Below are 23384 nucleotides of genomic sequence, written 5' to 3' on the forward strand. Positions count from 1 at the left end.
ATATGAAAGATTATACTGAATATGAAGATAAAACAATTGTTGTAACTGGTGGTGCAGGTTGCGTTGGAAGTAATTTATCACGTAAACTTGCTGAAATGAATGCAGAGAAAGTTATTATTTTAGATAATTTATCTTCTGCATATAAATGGAATATTCCTAAAGGTGAAAATATTGAATTTATTGAAGGGGATATTTTAGATGATAGAGTTTTAAAAAGAGTTTTTAAAGCTAATCCTGATTACGTATTCCACCTTGCAGCTCATTTTGCAAATCAAAACAGTGTTGATAATCCTGAGAAAGATTTAATGGTTAATGGTATTGGTATTTTAAAAGTACTTCAATATGCTCAACTTACTGGTGTTGAAAGATTTGTTTATTCATCTTCTGGTTGTGGTGTATATGGTCTTGATTCAAAAATGCCTTTTGAAGAACATGATATTTCTATTTCTCTTCATACTCCTTATCAAGTTACAAAACTTTTAGGAGAGCTTTATACTAATTATTTTAATAATTTATATGATATGCCTATTGTAAATGCAAGATTTTTTAATGTTTTTGGACCTGGTGAAGTTCCAGGAAGATATAGAAATGTCATACCTAACTTTTTTTACTGGTCTATGACTAATCAAGCATTACCAATTACAGGTGATGGATCTGAAACAAGGGATTGGACATTTGTTGGAGATATTGTAAATGGTCTTGTAGCTATGGGAATTGAAGAGCGAGCTATTGGAGAAGCTATTAATTTAGGTTCAAGTAAAGATCATAAAGTTATTGATATGGCAAATAAAGTTAATGCTTTAACAGGTAACACAGAAGGAATAGCTTATGCAGCTCGTAGAAATTGGGATGCAAAAACAAAATTATTATCTTCAATTGATAAAGCTAAAGATATTTTAAATTATAAACCTACAGTTTCATTTGATGATGGTCTTCAAAAAACATATAAATGGTTTTCTACTAATTGGGAAGATATTGAAGTCTCAGCTGAATTTTAATTGATTTAAATGAAGATATTACTTGTTCAAGAGTCTGATTGGTTAGAGAGAAATCCTCACCAACAGCATCATCTAATGGATAGAATGGCTATTAAAGGACATGAAGTTGTTGTTATAGATTATCCTATTGATTGGCCAAAAGATAAAGAATCTAATGGTTTTATTTATCATAGTGAAATTTATGAAGGAGTTTCTAAAGTAGATGATAGTGCTAATATTGAAGTTATAAGACCAGGTTTTATTAAAATTACTGGTTTGAATTATGCTTCACTTTATTTTACTCATAAAAAAGAAATTGAAAAGCAAATTAATAAATTTAAACCAGATGTTATTTTATCATTAGGTATAATGAATGCTTATACAGCATCAAGACTAGCTAAAAAACATAATATTCCTTTTGTATTTTATATTATTGATGTTTTATATGCATTAATACCAGAGAAAGCTTTTCAACCTTTAGGAGAACAACTAAATAAAAGAACTATTAAAAATGCAGATTTAGTTTTAACAATTAATGATAAACTATCTGAATTTGCTATAAAAATGGGTTCAACTACTGATAAAACTCTTAAAATTGATGCAGGCATTGATTTAAAAGAATTTAATCCAGATTTAAATTGTGATAACATTAAAAAAGAATGTAATTTTAATGATGATGATATTATACTTTTTTTTATGGGTTGGATTTATGATTTCTCAGGCATGAAAGAATTAGCTATTAAATTAGGAGAAAATAAGGAAAAATATCCTAATATTAAAATTTTAATTGTAGGAGATGGAGACTCATATGATGAACTTCTTAAAATACAAGAAAAATATAACCTATATAATCAGTTAATTTTAACTGGAAAACAACCTTATTCAAAAATTCCTGAATATTTAGCTTCTGCTGATTTTTGTCTTTTACCTGCATATATTGATGAAGAAATTATGCAAGATATTGTACCAATTAAATTATATGAATACTTAGCTATGAAAAAAGTAGTAATAGCTACAGAACTTCCAGGTATTTCAAAAGAATTTGGATATAATAATGGTGTTGAATATGTCCAAAGTGCAGATGAAGTATTAGATAAAGTATCTAGTATTTTAGATAATAATAGCTATGATGGGATTTCAAGTTCAGGAAGAGAATATGTTAAGCATAATGATTGGAATTTAATTACTGATAAATTTGAATCTACATTAAATAAATTAATTGATAATTATTAATATTTAAAAAATAAGGTAGTTGATATTATATTTCAACAACTTCTTCAATCATAGGCTTAAATTCAGGGTGTTTCTTAAGAAATTCAAAGGCAAGGTTTGCAGTATAATCAGAAGATTCTTCAATACTCATATTTAAAGTATCGCCTCTTTCTGCTTGTTGAAGTCTTGTAGATTTAGCAGACATATTAAAAGATCTATTATTTCTAAAATCAGGAATATTTTCAGTAAGCATATTTTCAAGCCTATTAGGAATAGGTTCTTTTAAATGTATTAATTTATTTATTTGATCTTCAGATAAATTTTTAATAAATTCATTATTAGGTTTTAAATATATTACCATAAATTATAGTCCTCCTTTAAAATCTTTTTGTTATATTATATTTTATTTTTAATAAATTATAAATATTCTTTTTTACTCTACAAATACCCAATAATATAAATTTTTTCTTTTTTCTTTTATTTTTTTTAATCTTGTTCCACTTTCAAGTAAAATTTCAAATTCTTCCATAGCTGAAGATATTTCTTCTATATATAATATTTTTGTACCTTTAGGAAGTTTAATAAAATTTAGATTTTTACCATACTTGTTTTCATCTAGATTTTTAGATATGCTAACTGATAATAAACTATCGGAAGTATAAATTTCATTTTCACTATATTTTGTTAATGCAACAGTTTTTTCTCTTCTTATAACAACTAAATCTTTTTCTAAAGTAATAGCTTTATCAAATATAGTTTTTCTTAGGATTAATGCTTCATCGAAACTAACAGTAACTTCTCCAAACAATAGTTGAGATGCTTTATTCCATTTATATTCATAAATATTTTTTTAATCTTTTTTCTAAGATATTCATTTAAAGGAGAATAACCTTCACCAGTATATATTTTAATAAAATCATATTCTTTTTTACTTAAATTATTTTTAGATATTCCATATTTGTTTTTAAAATTATTTCTATCTTTAAAATTTTCTCCAACTCCATAAATTGTTTTACCATCAATAATCATCTTAGCAGGTTGTTTATTTGTTAATCTATTTTTAATTTTCTTTGATGTATTTTTTATATGGGATATGATATTTTTCATATTAGATGCCATTATAATTTTCAGCTCTCAATATTTTGTTGGAATTGATATTAGATTAAATTTCTACAATGCATTTTAAAGATATTAACAATTGTATTTAATATTTAAAACTATTTAAAATGCTTAGTTATAACAAAAAACAATTATTAATTATTAAAACATTAATTTAAAACAATTACAATTAATTAAAATAAAAACAATAAAAATATTAATCATAAAAAAAATAGTATTTTAATCAATTAACTAATTATGAAACCATAGCTATTTTATTAAAATAATAACCTTTATAAGTAGATATGACTAATATTTAATTATCGTTATCTTATTAACTATTTTTAACGATTATTTTTAAAAATACTCTTTTAGGGATAATAATCCCTTGGATGTGGCTTTAAGCTGAACAAGAGGTGTAAATTTGTATAAATATATTAAAAATGCATGGAAAAATCCAGATGAATCTTATGTAAGAGATCTCATGTGGGAAAGAGCTCCTAAATGGAGAAGAGAAAAAGTTATTCAAAGAATCGATAGACCTACTAGAATCGATCGTGCAAGAACTTTAGGTTACAGAGCTAAAAAAGGATTTATTGTTGTAAGAACAAGAGTAAGACGTGGTGGAAGAAGAAAGTCTCGTTTTACAGCAGGTCGTAGACCTAAAAGAATGGGTGTAAATAAAATTACTCCAGCAAAATCAATCCAAAGAATAGCTGAAGAACGTGTTGCTAAAAGATATCCTAATTTAGAAGTTTTAAACTCATATTGGGTATGGTCTGATGGTAAATTTAAATTTTATGAAGTTATCTTAGTTGATCCACAAAGCCCTTCTATCATTAATGATAAGAAAATTAACTGGATTTGTTCTAATAAACATACTAACAGAGCTTTAAGAGGCTTAACTAGTGCAGGAACAAAAGGTCGTGGACTCAGATTTAAAGGTAAAGGTAGTGAACAAGCTAGAAGAAAGTAACTCCTTTTACTTTTTTACTTTTTTTTTTTAACATTTTTATGATACATAATATTAGATTTCGAATTTTCGTTTATAATAATGAAAATGAGGATGATTTATCTCAAGCTCTTTTAAATATTTTACCTGAAGCTATTATTCAAAAAGAAGATGCTGAAGGAATTTTTGAAGATGATATTACTATTTTAACTGGTTTAGTTGATAAGAAAAGATATACTAAAGAATTTTTTAAATCATTAAAAAATTTAGATAAAGATCAATTAAATAAACTTATTTTAGATTTAGATAAAAAAATGGATGAACATGGAAACTTATTTTTAAGATTTGATATTGAAGATGCAATAGATGAAAAATGGACTATTGTAGATTCAGGTAATTGCATTCATCTAAAAGTTAAAATTGCAGCTTATCCTGCAAAAAAAGAAATAGCTATTAAAAAAATAAAAGAAGAATTAGATTAAATTTATCTATATTCGTGCTTAAAATCTTTATCATATAGTTTTGAAGGTGTAAAATCTCCTGGATCTAGTACATCTCCTACAATAATCATAGCTGTTTTTGTTATATTATTTTCTTTTACTTTTGATGCAATATCTTTTAAAGTTCCTCTAATAATTAGTTGATCTGGCCATGTTGCCTTTTTAACAACAGCTACTGGTGTGTCTTCTGAGTATTCTTCCATCAATTCATTTGCAACTTTTTCAATCATTCCAATTCCTAAAAATATACACATTGTTGCATCATGACTTGCTAGGCTTTTTAAACTTTCTTTTGGAGGTTTTGGAGTTCTACCTTCTGGGCGAGTTATAATTACTGTTTGTGATATTTCAGGTAATGTTAGCTCTGCTTCTAAAACTGATGCAGTTCCAAATACTGAGCTTACACCAGGTATTATTTCATATTCAATATCTAATTTTTTAAGTTCTCTAATTTGCTCTCCAATAGCTCCGTATATTGAAGGATCTCCTGTGTGTACTCTTGCAACAAGTTTATTTTCTTTAATAGCTTTTTTAATTATATCAATAATTTCATTTAAATTAAGTGATGCACTATTATATACTTCACAATCTTTTTTTCTACTATCTAAAACTTGTTTATTAACGAGTGAACCAGCATAAATTATCACATCTGCTTTTTCAATTACTTTTTGACCTTTTACTGTTAATAATTCAGGATCTCCTGGGCCTGCTCCAATAAAAATTACTTTTGAACTCATCATATCACAAAATTACTTTTTATATTTATATGTGATATTATCTTATTTAAAATAAATATTTAAAAGAGTAATTTAATAATTAATTTTATGAAAAAGTGTAGTGAATGTGGTAGTGATAATAGTAGTAATTCTAAGTTTTGTCAAAAATGTGGAAATGAATTAAGTGAAAGTAAAAACTCTAATTCTATCTTTAAAGTTATAGCTATTATAACATTAGTTATTGTAATTATTGCAGGGGCATCTTTAGCTTATATTATTTATTTTGATGTATCTCCTGTTGAAATAAGTTATTTAAATCAAAAAGATTCTGGAAATATTTATAATAATCCTGCACTAGCTAGTAATATTCCAGATTCTGATAATGTAGGTCAAATGATCAACTTAGCAGGTAGTGGAATTCCAGTTTTTAAAATTGGTGATGGTACTCCTCCTGTTACTTTAATTGTAGCAGGTGTTCATGGTGATCAGCTATCTTCTCAAGTAGCTAGTATGCAAATTATTGACTATCTTTCAGGACGTAAAATTTCTGGAACAGTTTATGTAATTCCTTTTGCATCTCCTAGTGCTGTAGCAGCTAATACTAAATTATCTAATGGTATAAATTTAAATACAGTTGCAGATGAACCAGGAACTATTTCTAATGATATTTTAAATTTTGCTAAAATAAATAATGTTTCTGCTTTAGGGGATTTTCATGGAACTGAACCTGGAAAAAATCCAGGTAAAACTACAATCATGTGTTCACAAGCTCCTTGTTATGAAAGTTATTTACTGGCCACAGAAATGAATAGTTATATTAATCAAGATACTATGACTTATATGGTTGCAGGTATTAGTTATGATGGAGCTATTGAAGATGAAGCAAATATTCAGGGAATACCTTCTGTAACTCCTTTAGTTTTATCAAATCATGGTCAAGTTAATGATGTATCAGTTCAGGAATCATTATTACAGATGCTTGCTATTTTACATGCAAATGGAAATTTAAATGATGATTCTTATAATAAATTAGCTAATGCAGATATTGATGGATTTTAATTTTCAAGTAAATTTATTATAGTTTAAAAAACAAATATATTAATTAGGTGAAAAGATGGTAGAAGATGAAAAGGAATTTATTGATATTGAAGAGCTTAAAACTATATTAACCAATTTAAGTCCAAAAAATATTGTTAAATATGCGTATGAAAAATGGAGTCCCTGTGAGCGAAGCGGATATACAATATTAGACCTTGAAAATGGAGCTATATCTGGCTATGGGGTGGAAGTTAATCAATTACCTTCAAAAAATTATCATTTTGTAGAACTTTATGCTATTGAATCTGGAGAAGATCCAATTAAGGCTGAAGCATTATTTTCAAAAGAAGAATATGAAAAATATTTAGAATTTAAAGGTGATGACCCATCTGAATATACTCCAGATATTATTTCTCATTTTTGCACAGAAGAAGGAATTGATGAGGATGAAAGGAAAATATCACTGCTAGCTGATATTTTTGAAGAAGATGAATATTTTAATTATAATAAATGGGAAAGTGGTATTGTAACTCAATATCAAGATATTATTCAAGATTCTGAAGGTTATTTTGATTATTAACCTTCAACTTTTTTAAATAAATTTTATTCTTCATTATCTTCTTTTATTTTGCTTCTTTTTCTCGCATAACATGATAATGGATTATTAATATTTTTACAATCTTTATCAGGCCTACATAATTGAGGTAAGTGTATTTTAATCTTCTCACAACTCATTGGAGTATACCATATTGTATCTCCTTCATTTTCAATATGAACTTCATCATTAAGACCGAATCCAAGTTTTGAAATAATATTTAACTTTTCTTGAGGTTGATCACTAAATAATGGAGGAGAACAGTTATCTGCTGCTTCATATATTAAAGGTAAAATCTCATTTTGTGTAATAGATAAATTTTTATCAATATCAGAAATTTTCATAACTTCATCTGATGCAAAAATTTGAGGATATAATCTTGCATAAGATAGGAAAGATGTTAAAAGTAGAACAATAGCATCATTACGCCCTCCAGATGAAACTCCATTCATAGTATTAGATATGCATGGTGGAAAAGCTTCTCTAATTAATTTACCTATTTTCATAGAACCTAAAAGACCTCCACCACCAGATCCATAAAATGAACTATAGCTATTTATTTCTTCTGGAATCATTTGAGCGAGATTTTCACCTATTTTTTCAATTGAGGGATGAATTTCAACAGCATAAGACATATCTTTAATTTTTTTAATATAATCTTCAGTGCGTTGCATAATAATTCTAGATAATATAAGTTCCTTTACCTTATCTCCAATTAAAATCTCATACATTCGATCTGGTGATCTATCTTTAAACTCATCACCAAATTTTTCTAAAAAGTCTTCTTTTTCTAAAACAATTTCTCCATTATCAATTACAATTTCTGTTAAAGATAATTTTTTACTAGCTATTAAATCTTTTAATGATTTCCAATTGATATCTACATTATCAGTCAGCTCACTTAAAGATTTATCTAAAATTTCTCCTCTTGAACTTGGAGGTATTTTAGCTAACCTTTCTTCAACTAAAGTAGCTTCTGATTCAATAAATAAACGTGTTTCTCTTGAAGTTAAATTAAATTTCATAGCTATTGCTTGTGAAAGTAAATGAAAAACTAAAACATCATAATCTGTAATTTCAGGAGATAATAAATATTCATAATCAGAAAGATTAAAGTTTTTATTATATTTTCGCTCAATATACCATTTAATTCTTTTAATAGCTAATTGGCCAAGATTTTTTGGAATTAAAGTTTCATCTGAAATCTTTTGACTAGGTATTTTAAAAATAGTATTAATTAAATCCTCATTTTCTTTGAAAACATTATCTAAATTTCCTTTTTCTCTAACTATTTCTTGAGATTCACTAGATAATGGATTTATAAATGAGACTTTAAACATATTATTTAATTGTTTTTTATTTAATAAAAATTTTTAGATTAATTTAATTTTAATTTGAGAGTGTCCAATAATTAAAATTTTTATTTTTATTTCATATTTTATATATTATAATAAGTGTTTATTTTTTTTTAATGTTTCATTGTGTTGTTTTTATTTTTGATTATTGTATTCATTTAGAATTATTGTTTTATTAGTTTATTATTGTTTTTTTATTTAACAAAGTATTTATAGGTGTTAATGATTAAATTAATTAGTATGAATTTGTTTATATGGGTTTTACTATTAAAATAAGTGATAATAAAAAAGGAGTTTTTTTTTCAATGTTTTGTTTGGATGGCGTTTTGAATTTTAAGGATGTTAATCGTGGTGTTAAAGTGCGTGTTTATCCTGATGATAATCAAGAAGATTTATTTAAGCAGAATATTGGTTGTGTAAGGTTGGTTTATAATCATATTCTTAGTGAAATGATTTATGATTATAAAATTGCTAAACAATATCATACTGGTCCTGTTAATCTTAATAATCGTAAGTATTGTAATATGAAGCTTACTAATCTTAAGAGGAATGTTAATTATGGTTTTTTGTATGATGTGGAATCTAGTAGTTTGCAATCCGCTTTTAATAATCTTATTCAAGCTATGAAAAACTATTTTAGTGGCAGAACTAACTTTCCATACTTTAAAAGTAAAAAGAATGATGATAAATTATCATTTAGAATAATAAACAATAACAATGTTAAAACTAGTAAAAATAAATTAAAGATTGCTAAATATGGATGGATAAAATGTAAAGGTTTACGTAAGATTACAGGAAAAATACTATCAGTTACCATATCACATGTGGGTGATAAGTGGTTTGCAAGTATTAATTATAAAAATTCGATTGGTACTGAATTTAAAAAAACAAATAAAAGTGTTGGTGTGGATTTAGGGATTAAAAATCTTTTAACATTATCTAATGGTGAAGTGAAAGCCAAACTTCAACTAAAAAAATTAGAAGAAAAAATAAAAAAAGAACAAAGAAAACTATCCCGTAAAATAAAAAACAGCAACAATTGGATGAAAAATAAAAAAAGAATACAAGAAGCTCACTTGAAGATGAAAAACACTAGAAAAGATTACATACATAAAATAACCACAGAACTTATACAAAAATATGATGAAATTGTAATCGAAAACATTAAATCCCAGAATTTGATGAAAAGAACACCATTAGGTGAGAAGAATAAATCCACACTATCCAAAAACATTGGACACTCCGCATGGCATGAAATCAAAAAACAACTAAAATACAAAGCACAATGGTATGGAAAACAAATAATAGAAGTCGATCCCAGAAACACTTCTAAAAAATGCCACAAATGCGGACACACCAACCAAAAACTAAAACTAGCTGACAGAATATGGACCTGCGACAAATGCAAAACACTACACGACAGAGACATCAATGCAGCTAAAAACATCCTAAAAAAGGGACACAAAAAAATATGTACCGTTGGAGAAACGGGAATTCAAGCTTGCATTACTATAGTTCATAAGAACCATCTAAACAAGAAAAACCAATAAAATATTTTAAACATAAAATAAAAAAAATAATTATTGGACAGTCTCAATCTTAATTTTTAAATATGGTAAATTACAAATTTATTTATATATCAATTATTAGGAGAAAAACATTAATGTCTAAAATATTTATTTCATGTGCACTTCCATATGCAAATGGGCCTTGTCATTTAGGGCATTTAAGGTCTACTTACTTACCAGCAGATATTTATGCAAGATATAATCGTATGGTAGGCAATGATGTGCTTTTTGTTTGTGCAACTGATGAACATGGAACACCAATAGCTGTTAAAGCTGATAAAGAAAATAAAAAACCTATTGAAGTAGCTAAAAGATATCATGATATGATTGTTCGTGATGTTGAATCTTGTAATATTTCATTAGATAATTTTACTCGTACTACAGATGAAGCTCATTATAAAATAGCTCAAGATTTCTTTTTAGAATTATATGATAAAGAATTAATTTATAAAAAGGATATCAGACAATTATATTGTGAAAATTGTTCTAAATTTTTACCTGATAGATATGTTGAAGGTACTTGTTCTTTTTGTGGTGCTGATGCAAGAGGAGATCATTGTGAAAGTTGTGGTAGACATTTAGAACCTACTGAACTTGATGATCCTAAATGTTTAACTTGCGCCAGTACTCCTGTAATAAAAGATACTTATCAATATTTCTTTGCTTTAAGTAATTTTCAAAAGGATATTGAAAATTATATTTCTAATAATGACAACTTACCTCCTAATGTTAAAAATTATGCTAGTAATTGGTTAAAAGATGGATTAGAAGATTGGGTTTTAACACGTGATATGGATTGGGGTATTCCAGTTCCTTTAGATGAAGCTAAAGGTAAAGTTATCTATGTATGGGGTGAAGCATTTTTAGGTTATATTTCTTCTGCTTCTCAGTGGTCTAAAAAATCTAATAAGAAATGGGAAGAGTATTGGGATGAAGATGTTATTCATTTCATAGGTAAAGATATTATATATCATCATGCTATTTTTTGGCCAGCTCTTTTAAAAGGATATGGTTGTAAATTACCTGATAACATTTATGCAGGAGAATTTTTATCTTTAGAAGGAGAGAAGATGTCAACTAGTAAAAATTGGGTTGTTTGGATTAGTGATTTTGTTAAAAGTTTCGATTCAGACTTACTCAGATATTATTTAACTATTAATGCTCCTTTAAATAAAGATACTGATTTTTCTTGGGATGATTTTCAAAGAAGAAATAATGATGAATTAGCTGATGTAATAGGTAATTTCTTACATAGAACTTTTACATTTACACATAAATATTTTAATGGTGAAATTCCAGATTATATAAATCCATCTAGAGAAGATAAATATTTTGAAGATGCTTTAAATAAAACTCCATCTTTGGTTGGAGATTTAATTAAAGATTTAAAGTTTAGAGAAGCTTTAATTGAAATATTTAAAATAGCTAAAATAGGTAATAAATATTTTAATGATCAAGAGCCTTGGAAAGCTGTTAAAGAAAATCCTGAGCAAGCTGCAAATACTATTTATTTATCTAATCAATTATCTAAAATTTTAGCAATATGTTTAAAACCATATTTGCCTAAAAAAGCTGATGAAATAGCTTCTATTTTAAATTTAGAAAATTCAAATGAATGGAAAGATGCTAGTGTATTTATGCCAACTGGTCATTCAATTTCTAAAGCTAAACCTTTGTTTAAGAAAATTGAAGATGATGTAATCGAAAAAGAAAAAGAAAATTTATATGAAAATTTAGTTAGTGATAATATGAGTGATTTAATTACAATTGATGAATTTGCAAAAGTAGATATTAGAATAGGTCAAATAAAAGAGGCAGAAAAGATTGAAAAATCTAATAAATTATTAAAGCTTCAAGTAGATATTGGTGAAAAAACAATCCAAGTTGTTGCAGGTCTTGCACAAAATTATTCTACTGATGAATTACTTAATCAAAAAGTTGCTGTTGTTGTTAATTTACAACCTGCAAAATTATTTGGAACAGATTCTGAAGGAATGTTACTTGCAACTGAAGAAAGTGTTGCACTCTTGCATCCTGATGAATGTAATGTCGGCGAAAAATTAATGTAATATTTTTTAGGTGATTTAATGGAAGAGTCAGCTATTATTACAAAAGCTGAAAAATATCTAACTGATATAGCTAATGAAAAATTAGATTTTGATAATCTTGAAGATTTCGATAATTTCAAATTAGTTTATTTTAGCTTAGCTGAAAGATTAAATCACCTTGAGGATATGAAAGATGTTATGGATGCACAAGGTTATACTGCTCCTTTTAGATCACTTAGTAAATATGGTGTTAATACTGTTGATGAGGTTACAGTAGAAGAGCGAGGAGAAATAAGTCGCCATAATCAATATTTTAGAAATAAAGCTACTGCTAAGAAGAATGTTTTAGATAGAGTTTCATCTGCTATTGATTCACATAAAATTGCTATTGGTAATTTAGAAGAATATGGTAATATTAAATGTGAAGCTTGTTATAAAACTTATAGAATTAATGAATTTAAAGATATGGATGAGAGATGTTCATGTAATTCATTAAAATTTTCTTTTAAAATTAATAATGAAAGAACTCATAGAGTAGAAATTTTGCCATTTTTACCTTATTCTGGTAATTACATGGTTTTAACAACTAATTTAAGTAATTGGGGACGAAGTGCTTTTAAAAAAGTATTAAAAATTTTAAAACAAGAACGTCGTGGTGTTGTTAAACATATTTCACTTACAATCAAATTTAAAGATAAAAATAATCGTTCTATTCATAAAAATGTTTCTCTAGATTCAGATTATATGGAAAATTATGAAGAAGAACTTAGAAAAACTTATGGCAAAGATGTTAGAATTGAAAAAATAAGATTTCATAGGTCTAAACCAGCTATTATTAATGATAAACATGGAAGAAATGCACTCGCTCTAGCTTATGTTCAATATTCAGAAAATCTTGCAAATAATATTAATGATTCTATTTTTAAAAAACGTTTATCTGATTTTAAACGAATAAATACATATGAAAAAATTTACAATGAAACTCAATTTTTAAAACCAGATTTTATAGATAATGAAGATGATCTTGAAGCTTGGAGAAATTTAAAACTTAATGAAAAGTTGAAATCTGTTGGATTTATGGATAAATTTGATAATTTAAATAGAGGCCTTAAAAGAGATTTAAGTATTAAAGAAAACATTGAAAAAACTATTTTTACAAATATTGCTCCAACATTAATAATGTGGGATATCTTTAAATATTATATTATTAGTTCTAATAATAGAAGAAAAAAAGTATCTAGTCCTTTTCCATATATTAGGGTCGAACTTGATCGCCAACAAAGAAGTGTCTTTCAAAATAGCTATAAAAAAGTCATTGAAGTGTTAGAAGAAGAAAACAATGAAAAAATTCTAGCTATTGATAATATGGATTTAATTTTATATGAAAAGTTTAAACTAGAAAAATTAATTAAAAATTCTAATATGAAAATTAACTATCCTGCTTTAGGTGCTAGTTTAATTAATTTAAATTCTGATATTCCTATTGAAAAAATAGGTAATGTATTTAATATTAATGTTTCTAAAATTAAAAAGGAAATTAAAAATATTGAAACTCTCAAGAAACCTAAATCAAAAAAATCTAAGAAATTCTTAGAAATGATTAAAAAATAGCTGATAATATGAGTGATGTCACTAAAATTCATATTACAAGTGCTTTAAGTTCTCAAAAGATTATTGATTTAATGGAAGATTTTCCAGATCTTGAGACAATTACTTGTTCTAAAAGCCTTTTTGATAGAATTCCAAAAAAATATTTAGAAGCTTTAAATGATTTAGATATTGAAGTAGCTATTGAATATAATCAAGGTGCTAAACCAAAATATTCTAAAGAAGAAGATGAGATTTTAAGTTTAGCTAAGCAAAATTTAACTGCAAAAGAAATTTCAAAAAAATTAGATATTCCTATTAAAAGAGTTTATTATTTACTAAGTAAAAATAAGGAAAATATTAAGTTCAATAATTTTAAAAGGAAGTATGATGAAAATACAAAAAGAGATGTTAAGTTATTAAATGATGAAGGTAAAAGTCCAAAAGATATATCTTCTAAGTTAAATATTCCTATAAGAACTGTGTATTATATACTCAAAGGTTATTAAGTATTGTTTTATTAATTTTTATGAGGATTCTTTTTATCAATAATTTTAACTATAAGAAAAATTATAAAACTTATATAAGTCATTCAACAATTATTTTAGAAGAAATTCTAGTATTAATAATGTAATTCCAGTAAAAATATACCAAACGGCTTTTTTACTTAATTCACTCATAGATACCAGACCTCCTGTCTATGTGTCTATGACTAATAAACCCGCTCAAAGATTTTGAAGCCATAGCAATAATATATTTTTAATTTTTTTCATTTTTTCATCATTTTTTGCAATGAAAATGACCTCAAAATAATTGAAATAGAATCCTCACTTATTTTCTTATATGTTAATTAATTTAAATGTTGTTTAAGAGAGAATAAGTTATTTATGCCGATAAATAATATTTATTTCAAATGATAATTTTAATAATATACTTTTACTAAGTAATAATTACTTGAATATAGAAATAAATAAAAAGTTCAAATTTTTAGAAAATTCATTTATATAATTGAAAAAAAGATACTGTTCTGTGATGTAATTATTTTCATAACAGAACAATTTTACGAGCATAAAGCAATTTATTTGCTTATGACTTCAAAATTTAATCTTTGAGCTAGGTTAATCAATAATATGTTCTATCTAATATATAAAACTTTCAATTAATAAATTAAAATATTTTATTACAATTAAATTCTACTTCTAATAATTCTATAATTAACTATATTTATTAAAAAGGTTAATATTTATTTGATGATTTTATTTGAACAATCTTTACCACTTTATATAATAGCTATTATTTGTGGTATTCTTTCATTTTCAGTAACTTGGCTTTCAATGCCTCGTCTAATAAAAAAACTTGAAAAAGCAAATATTGTCGGAAAAGACATTCATAAAACTCTAAAACCAATTGTCGCAGAAATGGGGGGAATTGGAATTTTATTTGGTTTTATTTTAGGGATTTTTATTGGAATTTACCTGCATAATATTCTAATTTTAGAACTAGCTATTGTTTTAATTGTTATATTACTTGTGGGTATAATTGGTATTGTGGATGATTTGGTTGTTTTATCTTCAAAAGAAAAATTAATTTTATTATTTTTAGCAGGTCTTCCTTTAATATGGGTTGCTCCTCCAAATGTAGGAATATTTTATTTAATTTCTATTCCAATAGCTATTTCAATAGGATCTAATTTAACAAATATGTTAGCTGGTTTAAATGGAATTGAATCAGGTTTAGGCATAATAGCTTTAGCATCTCTTACAATTTCATGTCTTATTTTAGGTAAATATGATGTTACAATTATTAGTATGAGTATGCTTGGATCATTACTTGGATTTATATATTTCAATAAACATCCTGCAAAAGTTTTCCCTGGAGACACTGGTACATTAGTTATTGGTGCAGCTATTGTGTGTATTGCTTTTATAGGACGTGTAAAATTAATAGCTTTAATTATTTTGCTTCCAAATATTATTGATGCAGCTTTAAAGTTTTACAGCGCAGGAGTAATGGAACGTCAAGAACACACTCCAACTCAAATAAATGAAGAAGGAAAATTAATCAGGCCAGAACAAGGTTTTAAATCATTAATTAGATTTGTATTAAAAAAACCAGTTAGTGAAAAAACTGCAGTTCGTATGATATGGGCAATTGGAATTTTCTTTGGTTTATGTGGTATTATAGTAGCTATCGTTATGCCAGGTATAATTCAAGATCAGACTTTAGCTAATTTTATGAATTTTAAGGAATTTTTATATCAATTTGGGCAATTTTAACTCCAAACTACATTGGCAGTTGTAAAAATATACTTATTTGAATGACTGGGATTGTATAATGAATTTGTTAAATCACTTGTATTATAAGTTTCACTTATTGCTTTTCTTAAATTAAAATTAATTCTATCACCTAAAGAATCTTGATCTTTTTTTTCATTAACAGTTTCACTTGTAACATGAACTTGCAGTTGAATCTTAGTTTTATTGTATTTCGAATCATATTCTGAGCTTTTTATAATAATTTTATTTAATTGTATTGAATTTGGTTTAAGTAAATTTGGTTTATCTTCTTCATAATCATCATATGATGATTTTGGATAAATTGCAGAGGAATCAATCATTATACCTTCAACAATCCCTTCTTTTGCAGCAAGTAATGCAATGTTTAGTTCATTTTCACTTTCTATAAAATTAATTGAAATTAAACTTAAAATAATTATTAAACTTATTAGGAAAATAAATTCAATTGCAATTTGACCAGTATTTTCTTTTAATATCATCTAAATCTCCCTAATATTAATATTATTATCTTTATTGATTATTAAATAGCTTCTATTGTTATAGAGAACTTTTTCATTTATTCTAATATCATTATTATCTACTAAATTAATTGGAATTATTGTTGAAAGTCCTTTTTTATTATTTACATCTAATGTGATGTTTTTACTTTTTATTGTAATCTTATATGATTTATTTTTGATATTATCTGGTGTTGAGATTTCTTTAGTATAACCATTACCGCTTGATATAACCTGATTAATAGATGAAGCAATATTATCTAAAATAAGTCTTGATTCGATGTTTTCATTAATATTTTTTGAAACTTCTAAATTATTTAATCCTAAACTTAGAAAAATAATAGCTATTATTAATATAAAAGCTATTGAAAAAATAAAATCTATTGATAAAAAACCTTTATTATTCATAATTATAGATTTATTTAAATTATTTATAAAATTTGTTTAAATCAAGCTGTTTAAATGTTTTAATTTAGTTAAAATGAGCTGATATAAGTTTTTTTATTTTAAAACTTTAATTATATAATGTGATTAAAATAAATATTTAATTAATTAAAAAATTTTAGGTTAAAAAAATATGGATGAATGTAATTATTTTATAAAGCAGAAAAATACTAAAGGGGAATTTAGTATAAGGATGAATATTAGCTATTTTGATGATGATGTTGAAATTACTTATTTTGATAAAGGTGAATGGTCAGAAAGTTTACCACAAGATTCTTATAAAAATGCAGAAATTCAAAACTTATGGGATAATTTCATTAATGATTTAGAAAAATTAGTTAAAATAGAGGATTTTATAAAATATGTTTCTAATTTAAAAATTAATGAATTTTATAATTTTAGTAATGAAAAATATGATATTATAAATTCTATTGTTGTTATAAATGAGGGATAATTAAAAATAAAATGCATAATTCCTTATTATACTACTATTTTTGAATTTTTTTAATAACAAAATTTTCACTTCCTTTAAATTAAACTATTTGAATTAATTTTTATTGATTAAATCTAATTCTTTCATTAAATAAATATGATGCTATATTAACAATAATGTATTCATAAATACAAAAAATAATAAATATAATAACTCATAAAGTCAAAGCATAGATTTTAACAGATGTGAACATGACTTTTGGTGAAAATAAAATTAATATTATACATGAAAATATAGAAGATAAAATTGTTTTTGGAAATAAATATGGAATAATAAGTGAAGATTTGTCAAAAAAAGAAGTACATTTTATTAAAGCTTATACTGGTGATGGAGCAAGTCTTTTAAATCAATATTTAAGAACTAATGAAAATAAAGAATTATTGGAACTTAAATGGAATAAAATTGTTCCAATGGACTTTGGTAAAATTGCTATTAGTTTTGATGATGCATTAACTATTGATAATTTATTCACAAAAGGTAAAGTTTTAGAAAAAAATATTATTGTTGTAAGGAGAGAAACAGAACCAGCATTATTTAAATATAGTAAAAAGAGAATTTATGAATCTAAAGGATTTTTATCAACAAGTATTTCTGAAAATGTAAAGAAAGAAGAATATGGGCCTTTTCTTAATTATATTTTTGTCCCTAAAGGAACAAAAATTTTATATCTTGAAAAAATAACTTCAACTACTGATGAGTTTGAGGTTCTTTTTAATATTGGAACTAAATTGAAATTTATATGTAAAGAAAATGAATTTAAATATTTTTGGAAATTAATTTAAAGAAAAATTTATATTATTTTATTAACATATTATATATTAAGTAAAATTAAGTGGTTATTTTTATGGAAAACACAGTATATTTAAAACCAAATAATGATTTTATTAAAAAATTATCTAAAGATAAAATTGAAAAGTTAGTTAAGCTTCCTGAAGCAATTCCTAGTAGAATTGAAAACATGCTCAATGATAATATTCCTACATTTAGAGATGAAAGGTTAAAAGTATTAGATGAAAATTTAGAAGATTTAGAAAGAGAAGAAAGGGCTAAAACTAGAAAAATGGATCCTGTTATTGCAGCTCAATTTCGAAATGATCTTGCATTAGAGTTTATAACTAAATATCCAGAATATAAAGATATTATTGAAGATATTAAAAAAGTATAATCTTTTTTATGATTTTAAAAATAAAAAAAGTTAAAAATAGCTATTTCACTTTATATATGTAAAAATCAGTTGTAGATGGTTCAGGTGAATTTATCTAATAAATGTATAAGTAATTATTATATTCAAAGTATCTAGTTTCTCTATAACCATCATCATCACAAATGCGTAATCTACTTCTTTATCAGCTGATGGATCTACAGTAATTTCGCCTGCATCTTTTGTTATCTTAACAGAGAATCATTATTAATAAGTTCATCTAATACTTTTCACAATATGATTCATCTTCATCATATTTCATTAAAACAAGTAATCTATTTTAAATAGCTTGAAATGTATCATTTTTTCAAGCAAATCTCTTTTTTTATAATTAAATAATGTTCCTTCATTAATATCTGTAGCTATAACTTATGATAAAGAGGATATTATTAATAAGCTTATTAAAATAATTCTTTTTATTCATACATTCACTTAATTATATATTTTTATATTTAGTGTTTATTTAATTCTATAATTTTCACATCTTTAAGATTAAATTTTTTTATATTATATTAATATAGTCTAATATAAAGTTTTCTATTTGTTTTTAGTTAAATTTAAAAAGTATATATTTTTATTTATTTTTGGAATGACTTTTTTTAATTTATCTATAAAAATATATTGATAACTATATATTATTCATATTTTTTCTTTATATTTTTTATTTGTATTGTTCTTTTTAAAAGATAGTTCGTATGCTACGAACAAAAGTTATGCTATTTTTTTAGTTTAATATTCATTATTTTATAAAATAAAGATATTTTTTTATAATATGTTCTTTTTATTTTATTTATTAGATTTATATTATAAAAATAGCTATTTAAAATAATTTTTGAAAGTATTCAAGTAATTTTATTTTATTTCATTTTGTGTATATTAATATAATATATCGCAGTATGAAAATATGCTGTGGTTTTTAATAAAAAAAGCAATGTGGGTATTTGTAAAAATCAGGGTATTTTGTTAAAATAATGTGTGGTTTACTTGAAAAATAGGGATTAATTTTGAATATTATAATATTTAAAAGTAATTTAGTTATATAATGATATTTTGTTATAATTCTTATTTTTTTATATATTCATATTATTTTGAGTTTTGCGAGTATTTTTGTTTTTTTTATTTAATTAAGAATTGAAATAAAATTTGGAGGTTTATGTGGGAAAATGATATTTAATAAAAAAGCTTTCTCTATACTAGTTTTTGTATTATTATTCTTTGTATCTATCGTAGGTGTAGCAGCAGATAATATTGATGATATTACAGTAGGGGAAGAAAATCAAATATATGCAACAGAAAATGTTCAAGGGACATTCACTGATTTAAATACTGCAATGGGACTTGCAGGTGAAAATGGAGTGGTGAACTTAACTGGAGATGTACAAAGGGCTGATGGTGAAGGATTTGTTAATGGAATAAATATTAATCAAAAAAATTTAACTATTAATGGAAATGGATATTCTATAATAGGAACATCACCAGATGGAACAACAGGAAGAATATTTTATATTAATGTGCCTGAAGTAACATTAATAAATATATTATTCATTAATGGAAACAGTACTAGTAGTGGTAGTTTAGGATATGGTGGAGCAATATATGCATATAACAATGCTCAAAATTTAACAATGGTAGATTGTACATTTGACAATAATGTTGCAACAATAGGATCATCATTATTTAATGTGGCAAATTATGTTACAATGAATGGAACAACAGTCTTTACTAATAATTATGCTAGTGGTTCTGCTGCTGTCCATAATAGGGGAGATAATTTCACTATGGTTGGAACCACTTCTTTTATAAATAATTCTGCTGGATCATCTTATGGTGCTTTTGGTAATTCAGGTGATAATTTTATTATGAATGGTACTAATATTTTTATGGATAATTCTGCTGGATCATCTTATGGTGCTTTTGGTAATTCAGGTGATAATTTTACTATGACTGGAACAAATCACTTCATTAATAATTCTGCTGGATCATCTTATGGTGCTTTTGGTAATTCAGGTGATAATTTTATTATGAATGGTACTAATATTTTTATGGATAATTCTGCTGGATCATCTTATGGTGCTTTTGGTAATTCAGGTGATAATTTCACTATGGTTGGAAGTACTTCTTTTATAAATAATTCTGCTCAATCAACTGGTGCTTTTTATAATAATGGTATTAATTTTATTATGAATGGTACTAATATCTTCATGGATAATTTTGCTAATGCTTATGGTGCATTGGTTAGTTCAGGTGTTAATTTTACTATGATTGGAATTAATACTTTTATAAACAATGTGGCTGTAAATAATTATGGTGCAATTCGTAGTTCTGGTGCTGATTTCACTATGACAGGAACTAATACTTTTGAAAATAATAAGGCTGGCCAAGATGGTGGAGCAATATATAGTAGTGGGGATAATTTTGAGATTTCTGGTGAATCTTCTTTTGTAGGTAATGAAGCTGGTTATAGTGGAGGAGCAATATATAATACAGGAAATGATGCTGCTATTTTGGGAACTACTTCTTTTACTAATAATAAAGCTAATCGTACTGGTGGTGCGATTTATGTTCGTGATGGTCATAGGTTTACTATTGAAGGTGCTTATTTTGAAAGTAATGTTGCTGTTGAAGATGGTGGTGCTATTTATATTCGTGAATTAGATGTTTTTGTTGTTGGTGATTCTGAGTTTGCTAATAATTCTGCTGGTATTAGTGGTGGTGCTGTTTATAATCGTGATGCTCATAATATGGTTTTTGGTGATGTTAATTTTACTGGTAATAATGCTCCTCGTTTTGGTGGAGCAATCTATTCCATGGATTCATTTAATTTTATTATGAACAGAGTAATTTTTGAAGCTAATAGTGCTTATCGTGGTGGAGCAATCAATAATGAATATTCTGATGATATGTTTATTACTGAATCCGAGTTCATTAATAATGTTGCTGAAGATGGTACTGCTGTATGGTTAGAAAGAGGTTTAGCAATTATTGATATCAGTGAATTTACAGGTGAAGGAACAATAATCTACAATGACCTTGGAAAAATGTATTTAAATAATAATACTATTAATTCTGATGCTCCAGGAATCTATAATTATGGAACAATCTTAAGTGAAGTTATTATGACTATTAATAATAATGGTTCTTATATTGGTTATATGTTAGATGATTTTTTACTTGATGCATTTTTAACTGATGATAATGGGAACGTTATTATTGGTCAAAATATCACAATCCAAATAGGAGATATCGAAGATATTCCTATTGCTGATTCTTTAGCTAATGGTACTTATGAAGGTGTATATACTATTATGAGGTCTGATGAGTCATTGATTACTGGTTTATATGCTGGTGGTAATAATTTGACTGTTAGGACTGCTAGGTTATCTGTAGCATTTACATATTACTTTGAAACTAATGATGTGGATAAGTATTATATGGGTTCTCAAAGATTGGAAATTTACTTTGGTGATTCATTAGGTAGACCAGCAGCAGGTGAAGAAATTAAAATCACAATCAACGGTGTAACTTACACTAAAACCACAGATGCAAATGGTACTGCTTATTTAAATATTAAATTGGATCCTGGTACTTATACTGCAGTTACTACTGCTACAAGAACAGAAAACATCACACAACGTAGTGTTAATAACAGTGTAGTTGTTAAAACCACTATTTTTGGTGATGATGTATTTAAATTCTTTAGAAATGGTACAGAATACTATGTAACTTTATTAGATGGTGAAGGTAATCCATTAGTTGGTGCTAATGCAACAATCAATATTAATGGTGTAACTTATCAAAGAACTACTAATGGAAGTGGTGTAGCAAAATTAAACATTAATTTAGATCCAGGATATCATATATTAACCGCAGAACATCCTAATGGTTTAAAAACTAGTAATATTGTTTATGTTATTCCAGTATTAGAAGCATACACTTATTCTCGTGCAGATGGTGGGGTTGATCTTGTTGTACGTGTAGTAGATGGTCAAGGAACTCCAGTACAAGGTGAAAACATAAGAATAAACATTCACGGATGGATATCCAACTTAATCACCGATATGTTAGGATTTGTAAGATTAGACGTTAGCTTAGAATCAGGACACTACCTTGCAACAGCATATTCCAGTGCAACTGATGTATCAACAATCGTAATCGTACCATAAAAACAAAAATAAATTAAATTATTCTATTTAATATCCAAGAAAACACCATTATTATTCTTGGATATAATAGATTATTTTTTTAAATAGAATTAAGACGAATAACTGCAGCTAATAGTAAAAAAAGGAAAATAAACAATTTTAAATCATTTTTTTAAATCTAAATCATATAAAGAAAATTTTCTCTAAAAAAAAATTTTTTATATTATAATTACTCCCAATTATAATTAATTCCAACCACACAGAAAAACTATTAGCTGCATTTATTTTAACACAAAACTTAAAACATACTAACAACTAATAAAAAAACATTAAGTTGATAGATATGATAATTTTTCTAAACCTTTAAATAGTATAAATTAGATATTTTTATTAAATAATTATGAACAGTAGTATTCTTATTTTGTTTCATAACAATTATTTAATATAAATTTATTATAAAAATTTTTATAATTAACTTTTACTTATTAAGGAGGACTTTTAATGGCACGTTTTGAAGAAGCTGAAAATAGAATGTTCAATGTTAAGATTTGCTTAAAATGTAATGCCCGTAATCCTGCTGCAGCTAACACTTGTAGAAAATGCGGTTATACTGGATTAAGATTTAAAGCTAAAGAACCTAGAGGATAGACTCCTCTCATTTTAT

23 protein-coding genes are annotated in these 23384 nt (G+C 25.5%); 16 read left to right on the top strand and 7 right to left on the bottom strand.

From position 1 onward, the window contains the following. Positions 1–2 precede the first annotated feature (2 nt). A complete protein-coding gene (locus ACA134_RS04325; protein ID WP_409200953.1) occupies positions 3–998 on the top strand; it encodes an NAD-dependent epimerase/dehydratase family protein in 996 nt (331 codons plus the stop codon). A gap of 9 nt (positions 999–1007) precedes the next feature. Then, positions 1008–2210, top strand: coding sequence for a glycosyltransferase (locus tag ACA134_RS04330; protein WP_409200954.1), 1203 nt, complete (start codon positions 1008–1010; stop codon positions 2208–2210). 25 nt (positions 2211–2235) lie between these two features. Here the strand turns inward: ACA134_RS04330 and ACA134_RS04335 are convergent, their stop codons facing one another. The 3 genes from ACA134_RS04335 to ACA134_RS04345 form a co-directional block, all read right to left on the bottom strand. Further along, positions 2236–2550 carry a hypothetical protein gene (locus ACA134_RS04335; protein ID WP_409200955.1) on the bottom strand — a complete coding sequence of 105 codons (315 nt, stop codon included), beginning with the start codon at positions 2548–2550 and terminating at the stop codon, positions 2236–2238. 72 nt (positions 2551–2622) lie between these two features. After that, positions 2623–2997: an ADP-ribosyltransferase gene (locus ACA134_RS04340; RefSeq protein WP_409200956.1), complete on the bottom strand. Its 375-nt coding sequence runs from the start codon at positions 2995–2997 to the stop codon at positions 2623–2625. Continuing rightward, positions 2958–3308, bottom strand: a complete 351-nt coding sequence (locus tag ACA134_RS04345; protein ID WP_409200957.1) for an ADP-ribosyltransferase — start codon at positions 3306–3308, stop codon at positions 2958–2960. Before ACA134_RS04345 ends, ACA134_RS04340 begins: the two co-directional genes overlap by 40 nt. Before the next feature lie 403 nt (positions 3309–3711). On the opposite strand from ACA134_RS04345, the gene ACA134_RS04350 reads away from it, so the two are divergent. Beyond that, entirely contained in the window at positions 3712–4263 is a 552-nt protein-coding gene (locus ACA134_RS04350) for a 50S ribosomal protein L15e (RefSeq protein WP_409200958.1), read from the top strand. A 38-nt stretch (positions 4264–4301) separates the two neighbouring features. After that, entirely contained in the window at positions 4302–4721 is a 420-nt protein-coding gene (locus tag ACA134_RS04355; RefSeq protein ID WP_409200959.1) for an RNA-binding protein, read from the top strand. 2 nt (positions 4722–4723) lie between these two features. Here the strand turns inward: ACA134_RS04355 and cobM are convergent, their stop codons facing one another. Further along, entirely contained in the window at positions 4724–5476 is a 753-nt protein-coding gene (cobM, locus tag ACA134_RS04360) for a precorrin-4 C(11)-methyltransferase (RefSeq protein WP_409200960.1), read from the bottom strand. 87 nt (positions 5477–5563) lie between these two features. Between cobM and ACA134_RS04365 the strand changes: the two genes are divergently transcribed. Continuing rightward, a complete protein-coding gene (locus ACA134_RS04365) occupies positions 5564–6514 on the top strand; it encodes a zinc-ribbon domain-containing protein (protein ID WP_409200961.1) in 951 nt (316 codons plus the stop codon). A gap of 55 nt (positions 6515–6569) precedes the next feature. After that, positions 6570–7073, top strand: coding sequence for a hypothetical protein (locus tag ACA134_RS04370; protein WP_409200962.1), 504 nt, complete (start codon positions 6570–6572; stop codon positions 7071–7073). Positions 7074–7096: 23 nt separating this feature from the next. On the opposite strand, the gene priL is transcribed toward ACA134_RS04370, so the two are convergent. Further along, the gene (gene priL / locus ACA134_RS04375) at positions 7097–8428 is read right to left on the bottom strand and encodes a DNA primase large subunit PriL (RefSeq protein WP_409200963.1); all 1332 of its coding nucleotides are present in this window, start codon (positions 8426–8428) and stop codon (positions 7097–7099) included. Positions 8429–8769: 341 nt separating this feature from the next. On the opposite strand from priL, the gene ACA134_RS04380 reads away from it, so the two are divergent. From ACA134_RS04380 to ACA134_RS04400, 5 genes are all read left to right on the top strand, one after another. Further along, a complete protein-coding gene (locus tag ACA134_RS04380; RefSeq protein WP_409200964.1) occupies positions 8770–9993 on the top strand; it encodes an RNA-guided endonuclease InsQ/TnpB family protein in 1224 nt (407 codons plus the stop codon). A 113-nt stretch (positions 9994–10106) separates the two neighbouring features. Beyond that, entirely contained in the window at positions 10107–12080 is a 1974-nt protein-coding gene (metG, locus tag ACA134_RS04385; RefSeq protein WP_409200965.1) for a methionine--tRNA ligase, read from the top strand. Positions 12081–12098: 18 nt separating this feature from the next. Then, on the top strand, positions 12099–13670 hold the full coding sequence (locus ACA134_RS04390; protein ID WP_409200966.1) for a DUF530 domain-containing protein: 1572 nt from the start codon (positions 12099–12101) through the stop codon (positions 13668–13670). An 8-nt stretch (positions 13671–13678) separates the two neighbouring features. Beyond that, on the top strand, positions 13679–14155 hold the full coding sequence (locus ACA134_RS04395) for a hypothetical protein (protein WP_409200967.1): 477 nt from the start codon (positions 13679–13681) through the stop codon (positions 14153–14155). A 741-nt stretch (positions 14156–14896) separates the two neighbouring features. Beyond that, positions 14897–15922 (top strand): MraY family glycosyltransferase, encoded by a 1026-nt coding sequence (locus ACA134_RS04400; protein WP_409200968.1) that lies wholly within the window; start codon positions 14897–14899, stop codon positions 15920–15922. On the opposite strand, the gene ACA134_RS04405 is transcribed toward ACA134_RS04400, so the two are convergent. Next, a complete protein-coding gene (locus tag ACA134_RS04405) occupies positions 15919–16422 on the bottom strand; it encodes a hypothetical protein (RefSeq protein WP_409200969.1) in 504 nt (167 codons plus the stop codon). The genes ACA134_RS04400 and ACA134_RS04405 overlap by 4 nt on opposite strands. Then, the gene (locus ACA134_RS04410) at positions 16423–16848 is read right to left on the bottom strand and encodes a hypothetical protein (protein WP_409200970.1); all 426 of its coding nucleotides are present in this window, start codon (positions 16846–16848) and stop codon (positions 16423–16425) included. Between the two features lie 169 nt (positions 16849–17017). On the opposite strand from ACA134_RS04410, the gene ACA134_RS04415 reads away from it, so the two are divergent. From ACA134_RS04415 to ACA134_RS04435, 5 genes are all read left to right on the top strand, one after another. Further along, a complete protein-coding gene (locus ACA134_RS04415; protein ID WP_409200971.1) occupies positions 17018–17338 on the top strand; it encodes a hypothetical protein in 321 nt (106 codons plus the stop codon). A 230-nt stretch (positions 17339–17568) separates the two neighbouring features. Continuing rightward, positions 17569–18159 carry an ADP-ribosyltransferase gene (locus ACA134_RS04420; protein ID WP_409200972.1) on the top strand — a complete coding sequence of 197 codons (591 nt, stop codon included), beginning with the start codon at positions 17569–17571 and terminating at the stop codon, positions 18157–18159. 62 nt (positions 18160–18221) lie between these two features. Further along, positions 18222–18542: a hypothetical protein gene (locus tag ACA134_RS04425; protein ID WP_409200973.1), complete on the top strand. Its 321-nt coding sequence runs from the start codon at positions 18222–18224 to the stop codon at positions 18540–18542. Positions 18543–19741: 1199 nt separating this feature from the next. Then, positions 19742–22741: a hypothetical protein gene (locus tag ACA134_RS04430; RefSeq protein ID WP_409200974.1), complete on the top strand. Its 3000-nt coding sequence runs from the start codon at positions 19742–19744 to the stop codon at positions 22739–22741. 480 nt (positions 22742–23221) lie between these two features. Then, on the top strand, positions 23222–23368 hold the full coding sequence (locus ACA134_RS04435) for a 50S ribosomal protein L40e (RefSeq protein ID WP_409200975.1): 147 nt from the start codon (positions 23222–23224) through the stop codon (positions 23366–23368). The last annotated feature ends 16 nt before the right edge of the window (positions 23369–23384 follow it).

Source organism: Methanobrevibacter sp. DSM 116169 (assembly GCF_046197865.1).
GTDB lineage: Archaea > Methanobacteriota > Methanobacteria > Methanobacteriales > Methanobacteriaceae > JAHKLT01.